Source organism: Microcoleus sp. MON1_C1 (genome assembly GCF_036701945.1).
Lineage (GTDB): Bacteria > Cyanobacteriota > Cyanobacteriia > Cyanobacteriales > Microcoleaceae > Microcoleus.
On sequence record NZ_JAUBRO010000005.1, the window covers coordinates 74,597 to 83,043 of the forward strand.

Sequence of the window (8,447 nt, forward strand, 5' to 3'; positions counted from 1 at the left end):
TGAGCGGCGGACTAATGACTCTGGATTTACCACTAATGACAGCAGAAACATAACCACTGACAACTAATAATAAAAAAATGACAAACCAGTGCGTGATTCCTGTTATAAAGTCTCCGAAAGACTACCAAGCATTTCGCATCAGTCCGGGCGATACTAATAGATTAGCTATCGTCTTCGATCCGGTAATAGCTAATGTTTCATTAACAGTTTGCGTGGAGATTTTCGATGTGGGGGGCAAAACTCCTCCCAACCGCCATCTATTCGCAGTAGAAATGTTTTTTGTACTCAAAGGAACAGGGCAAGCAACCTGCGACGGCAAAACAGTTAGTATTCAACCGGGAGATAGTTTGTTAGTGCCTCCAACAGCCACTCACCTAATTGAGAATACGGGCAGTGGACGTTTGTACACTTTGTGCATCATGGTGCCGAATGAGGATTTTGTGGAACTAATTCGCAGCGGTACACCAGTCGAACTCGATGAGGAAGATATGAGAGTTCTCGGGCGATCGGATGTACTCGTATCCTGCTAGGTTTGTAGTAAGGAGTTGAGTGCTTGGATGAAAAGTATTTCATCAGGTTTGTAGTCAGGGCTTCCGTCCTTAGAAGAAGCACTAAAGCCCTGACTACAAACTTTTTTATTTGATATTTTTTAGGATTTATGCTGAAACTTTGTCCGAAAGAAACAGCGTCAATGCTAACTAAAGATGCGGTTCGTTTAGATGCTGACATCTACCGCCCCGATGCGGAGGGCGAATTTCCAGTATTATTAATGCGGCAACCTTACGGAAGGGCGATCGCCTCTACAGTCGTATATTCCCATCCAGCATGGTACGCCAAACACGGCTACATCGTTGTGATCCAAGACGTGCGGGGACGCGGCACTTCCGAAGGCGAATTTAACCCTTTTGTTAGCGAAACACAAGACGGTTTTGATAGCGTCAATTGGGCAGCTAATTTGCCGGGAAGTAACGGCAAAGTCGGAATGTACGGTTTTTCCTACCAAGGCATGACTCAACTCTACGCGGCGGCTGCTAAACCGAGCGCATTAATAACAATTTGTCCGGCAATGGTAGGCGGCAATTTATACGCAGATTGGGCCTATGAAGGCGGCGCATTTTGCCTGCAATCAAATCTCGGCTGGGCAATTCAGCTAGCCGCAGAAACCGCTCGCTTAAAAGCCGATATTTCTGCCTATCAAGCCTTTTATGCAGCTTCGAGAAATCTCCCGCTCTACGATACCGTGCCGGCCCGTCCTGAGATTATTAAAAATTTTGCACCCGACTCATATTATCACGATTGGTTGGATAATTATCGACCGAACGACTATTGGGAAAAGTTATCGCCAAACATCAAAAATTTAGACTTGCCAATGCTGCACGTTGGCGGTTGGTTTGATACTTATTTGCGGGGAACAATCCATCTTTACAAGGAAATGGCGAGCCGGAGTTCCTGTCCGCAGCATTTGATAATTGGCCCTTGGGCGCATTTACCTTGGGGGCGAAAAGTGGGAGCGTTGGATTATGGTTTGGCAGCTTCAAATCCTGTGGATGAGTTGCAAATTCGCTGGTTCGATCGCTTCCTCAAAGGAGTTGATACACGAATATTAGACGAACGGCCGATTTCGCTATTTGAGATGGGGAGGAATGATTGGCGGAAATTTGATCGATGGCCTAATAATAATCATAAATCTTATTTTTTAGCAAGTAATGAACTTGCCGCGATGAGAGAAGATGCGGGTATTTTAACAGATTGTTGCGCGGATGTTGGCACTGATGATATATTCGTCCATGACCCTTGGCGGCCGGTGCCATCCTTGGGAGGGCACGCTGCATTTCCCGCAGGTTCGATGGAGCGATCGACTATTGACTGCCGCACCGATGTGTTAACATACACTTCGGCACCGCTAACAGCAGATTTGCACTTAGCTGGAGATATAATTGTCGAAGTATTTTGTACCGCCGATGCGCCGAGTTTTGATTTGTGTGCCATACTTTCTGAGGTAAAAGATAGCGGCAGCGTCTACAATTTTAGTCAAGGTTACGTGCGGGTGAATTCAGGTGAAATACCTGTAAGAATTGTGCTGCAAACAACTTGTATGCAAATTGCTAAAGGTAATGCGTTGCGTCTGAGTTTGAGTGCGGCTTGTTTTCCCGCTTACGACGTGAATCCGGGAACGGGTGCGCCTCCCGGTGAAGCGCGGGCGATCGATGCTAAAATTATCACGCTGACAGTAAGTTGTGGCGGGCATTGTCCCTCTCAAATTTGGCTGCCAATTGTCGATTAAACCTAGAGCTTATTCAATTATGAGCATTATTTTTCACATCACCCGCAGCCAACAGTGGGAAGAAGCAAAACAAGTTCAATCCTATCGCGGAGATACGCTAGATACAGAAGGATTTATCCACTGTTCGACTCTGCCACAAGTTCTTAAATCTGCTAATAAGTTTTTTGTGGGACAAACAGGATTGCTGCTGCTTTGGATTGACTCGGAAAAAGTAGAATCTGAAATTAAGTATGAATTGGCTGCGGGTGAGAATTACCCGCACATTTACGGGCCGCTGAATGTTGATGCTGTGTTGAAAGTTGTTGAGTTTGAACCGGGTGCCGATGGCAAGTTTGAATTGCCGGAAGAATTAAAAAATGTTGTTTAAAATTCTGATTTTTTAGCATGGTAAACTAACTTTTTAGGGCGGGCTAGAAGCCCACCCCACGGGAAAGTTTAATTTTGTGGAACGGGCATCTTGCCCGTTCTAATTTCTGAAACATATCAATTTAAACTGACTGATTAACCAACTCTGCCGCCAATTTCAGCGCATCTTCGCGAGTCGCAATTCTACCCTCCACCCGCGCTAATTGAATCTCCATTAACAATTCACCGATGCGCGGACTTCTGGGCAAATTCAAATATTGCATTAAATCATTGCCGCTAACTAATTGTGTGGCGTGAGCAATAATATCATCAGCATCCAGATAGCGATTAATTAACCGTGAAATATCCTCAACCGCAACTCCCGCCGCCACCGCCAAAACCGCTAAAACTGGAAATGCTATTCCCACATCCCGAAACAAAAAATACTGTTCTCGCAAAGACATTTCCGCGATTGGTTTTGCTTGCAATTGTGGCAAGTATTTCAAAAGCCCGATCGCACTTTTAATCTCCGCATTGCTGTACTTCAACCGCAGCAACTGCGTTTCAGCAATTGTCGGGTCGGAATCTGCTAAAATAGCCAGCTTCGCGACAGCCAACAAAGACGTTTTAATTGTATCTCGAATCTGATGCCCGAATTCCTTCCCTAATTCCGGGTACATTGCAGCTAATTTGTCAGCAGATGCGTCAATTTTTGTCAAAATATCGAAACGGTCGATCGCACTTTCAAACCAAATCGAAAACAAACCGTCTTCACAACCGCGACAAATCCAAGGAACACCGTCAGGATTGCTCAACAAATAACCCAATTCTGTCCGCACCCGTTCCACCGCTACCCGACTCAACAGCGGCGCTAATTCCCGAATCGCAGATTGAGTTTCAGGTTCGATCGCAAAACCCAACTGCGCCGCTTGGCGGTAAGCTCTTAATAACCTCAGCGGATCGTCCTCCAAATTTGACCGCGAAATCATCCGCAGCACACCCAACCGCAAATCAGTTTGACCGTCCAAAGGATCGATGATTTCTCTTGTAAAAGGATTGTAGGCGATCGCATTTATCCGAAAATCCCGGCGCAGCAAATCCCCCTCCAGACTCCCCCCTTCCGCTTGCGCCAAATCCACCGTACCGCCCGCAAACACCACGCGCGCAATTTGGCGTTCCGCATCCAACAAGACAAATCCACCTTTCGTGCGATCGGCAATTTTTCGAGCAGTCTTCACCGCCCGTGTTAGCATGACAAAATCCAAGTCAAAATAGTGCGATCGGCGGCCCAGCAACGCATCCCGCACCGCACCCCCTACCAGATAAGCAGGCGGTGTCAGCAGTTTCAAATCAAACGGCCAAGTATTAGGAGATAATGAAGAGGGCAAATTAATCGGCATTGCAACAAAAATCTACAAACTTACAAACAATTAAACTCTTGCTACGCTAGATTAACAGAAAGCTCAAATTTCACCAATCTTTTTGAAATGCACAGAGGATATCAAGAATGTGTATTTGTATTAACTGCCACTATGTAGACCGCTGCTTCACCTACCACGCCGTAGAAGAACAGCACGAACAGCTTCACCTCACCGAAACACCCGATTTCGACCCCGTAGAACCCACCATCAACGTCAACATCCGTCCCCGCCAAGACGAAATTGAAATGGAATGGGATGTAGTCGGGTGTCAGAGTTTTAAGCAAGAGACCGGCAAATGGGCAAAATTGCGGCCAGGCGAACTCGTCCCGACTTAAGGAAGAAGGAAGAGGGAAGAAGGAAGAAGGAAGAAGGAAGAGGGAAGAAGGAAGAAGGAAGAACGAAAAAAATAAAACACTCTCATTTTCTTGTTTCTTCTTTTTACCCAATTTTTAATTTTCCATTTCCAATATTCAATTCCCAATTTTCAATTCCCGATGCCCGATGCCCGATGCCCGATGCCCAATTCCCAATTCCCCATTCCCCATTCCCAATTAAAAATCTAAAATCTAAAATCTAAAATCTAAAATCCAATGTGCTATTGCTTAAACCCAACTTGTCAGAATCCGCACAACCCAGGGGATGCAGAATTGTGCCAAAGTTGCGGCTCCAAATTGTTGTTGACTATTGACGCAGAAACACCATCAGCATCTCGCTACCGAACCATAAAGCCGATCGGGCAAGGAGGCTTTGGCCGAACCTTTCTAGCAGTTGATGAAACCAAACCCCTGATTTTTTCGCAGTGCGTAATCAAGCAATTTTTCCCGCAAAATACGGCAGCCGAAAAAGCCGCTCAACTATTTCACCAAGAAGCAGCCCAGCTAGAAACCTTGGGCAAACATCCCCAGATTCCAGAATTAATCGCGCATTTTGAACAAGACGGGAGACAGTATTTAGTACAAGAATTTATAGACGGCAAAAACCTAGCCAGAGAATTAGAACAAAAAGGAGCATTCACCGAAAATCAAATTCGGCAAATCCTCAACGATTTATTGCCTGTGCTCCACTTCGTCCACAAATCCAAAGTTATTCACCGCGATATCAAACCAGAAAATATCATTCGCCGCCGCCTATCTCCAACTCCTTTACCCGCCTTAGAAAATTCCTATCAACCCTCTCCTTTCCAAAAAGATATTGTTTTAGTAGACTTTGGTGCAGCTAAGAAAGTAACAGCAAACGGCTTGCAGCCAACTGGTACAATCATCGGCAGTGCTGCTTATACAGCCCCAGAACAATTGATGGGTAAAGCAGTTTTTGCCAGCGATATCTACAGTTTGGGGGTTACTTGCATTCACTTGCTGACAGAAATTCCTCCCTTCGATTTGTTCGACAGTACAGAAGATTCTTGGGCTTGGCGAAATTATTTGAAAACCGCTGTTAGCGACGATTTCGGCCGCATCCTCGACACCATGCTTCAAAGTGCCACCAATCGGCGCTACAGTTCAGCATCAGCAGTCATCCGACACTTGAACCCCAAACCGATCTATTTAGACGCAGAGCCTGTGCTAGACGCGCCGGAAACGCCCGCAGAACGGGTGGTTACACCTGCGCCCGGTGTGTCGCTTTTCACTCGCCAACAGCAAGCCGAAATTCAGCAAGCTTTGCAAGAGGCGATCGCCCCGTACAATGTTACAATCCAAGTCAGTCAAGCCAAGCAACAGCTCAATATCGTCATCAACAGAACCGAAGACAACCCCGTTTACTATCCGCACTTATCTCAAATAATTGCCACCAGACTCACCGATTTGCAGTTAAATAAAGTCGCAGCCGTGAAGCTGTTGGGAAGAGTCAACAATTCTCGCCGCCCAGAGTGGAAGCAAATATTGCAAATCGATCCCAAGATTAAATTGAGAAACAAACTCGTGCGGCTGCAACACAATCAATTACTCAAGAAAATCGCCCCTGTTGCTACCCAAGAATTTTGGCTGCCGAAGTTGAAAACTCAGGATTTTTGGATAGATGCGCTAATGTTTGCCTTAGTTTGGTTTATCTTTGGCTCTCAAATAGTCATTTTTAATTCTTGGTTTGCGCTAATAGTTACATCGGGTTTTATGACGGTGAAGCATCAAGTTTCCCAACACAAAGAATTTGCGAATAAGAATTTATTTACAAGTTTAGTAGTGCTGTTTTTGATAACTGGGGGCATGGGGAATTCCAGGATTTTAAATACGGGAATATTTGGCATTCTTTTGGGTTGCTTAGTTGTGGCTTTGCCGCTGTTTTTTGTTAAGGAAAATTATCAGTAATCGTGAATAGCAATCCCCAAGACGGAACATCAGTTAAAAAATACGGCTTAGCCCTGCACACAGCTAGTCGCGAACTTGGTTTAGCCATCAGCAATTTTGCCGGGGATTCTCGCTGCAAAACTTGGAATTTGGATCGCGATTTAGCCACTCATTTGCATCAGTATTTAGTCGAGTTTATTCAGCCGCAAACTTGGGCGGAGTTGGCTTTTATTGCGGTGGCGAAGGGGCCCGGAGGTTTCACGGGGACTCGCATGGGTATGGTGACGGCGCGGACTTTGGCTCAACAGTTGGATATTCCGGTTTTTGCGATTTCAACTTTGGCGGCTGTCGCTTGGGCGGAACCCCCCTTTGCGAAGGGGCTTTTGGAATTAGAACCCCCTCAACCCCCCCTTACTAAGGGGGGGCTTTTGAGTGCAGAACCTTCGCTTGGTAAGGGGGGGCTTTTGAATATGGAACCCCCCCAACCCCCCCTTGGTAAGGGGGGGCTTTTGAGTGCAGAACCTTCCCTTGGTAAGGGGGGGCTTTTGGATACGGAACCCCCCCAACTCCCCTTTGCTAAGGGGGGGCTTTTGAGAGAGGATATTGCGCTGCAAATGCCTGCACAGCGGGGACAATTTTTTGGGGCGGTTTATTCAGTTAACAAAGATTCGGGTTTAACTGAGTTGTTTCCTGATACGGTGATGACTCCTGAATCTTGGCAGGAAAAGTTGGATAATTGGGGGAATTCTTATCAGTTAATTGAAGTTGGTAGCGAGTTGGGTTGGTCGGTTTCTAGTGTGTTGGAATTGGCTTATTTGGAGTGGCAAATGGGAAGTCGTCCTGATTGGTCGGATGCTTTGCCTTTTTACGGGCAACATCCGGTTAAGGGACACTGAATATTGGGAATAGGGCATTGGGAATAGGGCATTGGGCATTATTTCGTTTCAGTTAAATCAACTTGTAGAGTGCGTTTTTTTTCCGACCATGCCCGATGCCCGATGCCCGTAAATGATTTATAAGCAATTAAGCAGACTTGATATCGTTGTTTATTTAAGGGCGATACAAACTTCGAGGCAAAAAGTTAATGTTAGGGGGTCTGGACTTTCGGTTCGCAATCGATCGATCTCAGCTCGATCGCAGCCGCGAGATTCCATAAAATCGAGCATCCAGTTCGTTATTGTAGCGAGATCGATGTATTTTGCTCCGAGACAAACAGGGCAAATTTCTGGGCTGAGGGTACCGGTGCCGCCGCATTCGGGGCAATCCCAGTGGCTGGTTACGGGATCGGGGGTAGTTAGGATGTTGTTCATGCTGGGAAAAAGTACGCGCGGCGTAGCTATCGCGCAGGGAATCGCACTACTCGTTCACTTTAGCAAAAATGCCGATCGCCCTGACTTTTTCCTGCCTTAACACTAAGCAGGTTAGTGCCTAAAATTGAAAAAAATACAAAAGGGGTGGCTATGTTCGATCGCGCTCAATGGGTTTTGGCTGGTATGTCGATCGCACTTTCGGTTCAGTTAAGTCAGCCAGTTGCAGCAGTCGTGCCCGTTGGTAAAGTCGTACAAACAGCACAAACTAACAGTAGCGAGGCTGCCCAAAAAGTATATGAAGAAGCAGAGAAACTCTACCAACAAGGGACTGCGGAAGCTTTAAGAGGTGCGATCGTCAAGTTGGAAGAAGCATTAAAGCTGTATAGAGAAGCGGGCGATCGCGGCGGGGAAGCTACCACCCTCATGGGCATCGGCAATGTCTACTCATCATTGGGAGAAAAACAGAAAGCGCTAGAGTATTACAGCCAGTCGCTTTCCCTGAGACGAGCAGTGGGCGATCGCAGCGGGGAAGCCGTTACCCTCACCAACATAGGTCAAGCCTATTCAGAAGTGGGAGAAAAACAGAAAGCGCTAGAGTATTTCAGCCAGTCGCTTCCCCTGTTTCGGGCAGTCGGCAGTCGCGGTGGGGAAGCTGCCGCCCTCAACAACATCGGTCTAGTCTACTCAGACTTAGGAGAAAAACAAAAAGCGCTAGAGTATTACAGCCAGTCGCTGCCCCTGAGACGAGCAGTGGGCGATCGCAGCGGGGAAGCCGTTACCCTCACCAACCTCGGCAATGTCTATT

9 protein-coding genes are annotated in these 8,447 nt (G+C 46.6%); 7 read left to right on the forward strand and 2 right to left on the reverse strand.

The genetic code is table 11. The features are described from left to right. Positions 1-77: 77 nt before the first annotated feature. The 3 genes from QUA62_RS04215 to QUA62_RS04225 all read left to right on the forward strand — a co-directional run bounded on the left by QUA62_RS04215 (position 78) and on the right by QUA62_RS04225 (position 2,651). Positions 78-530 carry a cupin domain-containing protein gene (locus QUA62_RS04215; protein WP_333402570.1) on the forward strand — a complete coding sequence of 151 codons (453 nt, stop codon included), beginning with the start codon at positions 78-80 and terminating at the stop codon, positions 528-530. Between the two features lie 161 nt (positions 531-691). Further along, entirely contained in the window at positions 692-2,284 is a 1,593-nt protein-coding gene (locus QUA62_RS04220; protein WP_333402572.1) for a CocE/NonD family hydrolase, read from the forward strand. A gap of 19 nt (positions 2,285-2,303) precedes the next feature. Further along, a complete protein-coding gene (locus tag QUA62_RS04225) occupies positions 2,304-2,651 on the forward strand; it encodes a DUF952 domain-containing protein (protein ID WP_333402573.1) in 348 nt (115 codons plus the stop codon). Positions 2,652-2,772: 121 nt separating this feature from the next. On the opposite strand, the gene QUA62_RS04230 is transcribed toward QUA62_RS04225, so the two are convergent. Beyond that, positions 2,773-4,029 (reverse strand): CCA tRNA nucleotidyltransferase, encoded by a 1,257-nt coding sequence (locus tag QUA62_RS04230; RefSeq protein ID WP_333402576.1) that lies wholly within the window; start codon positions 4,027-4,029, stop codon positions 2,773-2,775. Between the two features lie 107 nt (positions 4,030-4,136). Between QUA62_RS04230 and QUA62_RS04235 the strand changes: the two genes are divergently transcribed. From QUA62_RS04235 to tsaB, 3 genes are all read left to right on the forward strand, one after another. Then, positions 4,137-4,385, forward strand: a complete 249-nt coding sequence (locus tag QUA62_RS04235; RefSeq protein WP_006632635.1) for a Ycf34 family protein — start codon at positions 4,137-4,139, stop codon at positions 4,383-4,385. 255 nt (positions 4,386-4,640) lie between these two features. Next, positions 4,641-6,353, forward strand: coding sequence for a serine/threonine-protein kinase (locus tag QUA62_RS04240; protein WP_333402578.1), 1,713 nt, complete (start codon positions 4,641-4,643; stop codon positions 6,351-6,353). A gap of 2 nt (positions 6,354-6,355) precedes the next feature. Next, positions 6,356-7,228, forward strand: coding sequence for a tRNA (adenosine(37)-N6)-threonylcarbamoyltransferase complex dimerization subunit type 1 TsaB (gene tsaB / locus QUA62_RS04245; RefSeq protein WP_333402580.1), 873 nt, complete (start codon positions 6,356-6,358; stop codon positions 7,226-7,228). Positions 7,229-7,378: 150 nt separating this feature from the next. Here tsaB and QUA62_RS04250 read toward each other — a convergent pair whose 3' ends face one another. Then, on the reverse strand, positions 7,379-7,642 hold the full coding sequence (locus QUA62_RS04250; RefSeq protein ID WP_333098599.1) for a hypothetical protein: 264 nt from the start codon (positions 7,640-7,642) through the stop codon (positions 7,379-7,381). Positions 7,643-7,792: 150 nt separating this feature from the next. On the opposite strand from QUA62_RS04250, the gene QUA62_RS04255 reads away from it, so the two are divergent. Further along, positions 7,793-8,447 (forward strand): tetratricopeptide repeat protein (locus QUA62_RS04255; RefSeq protein WP_445301638.1); only part of this gene is annotated, 655 nt, incomplete at its 3' end.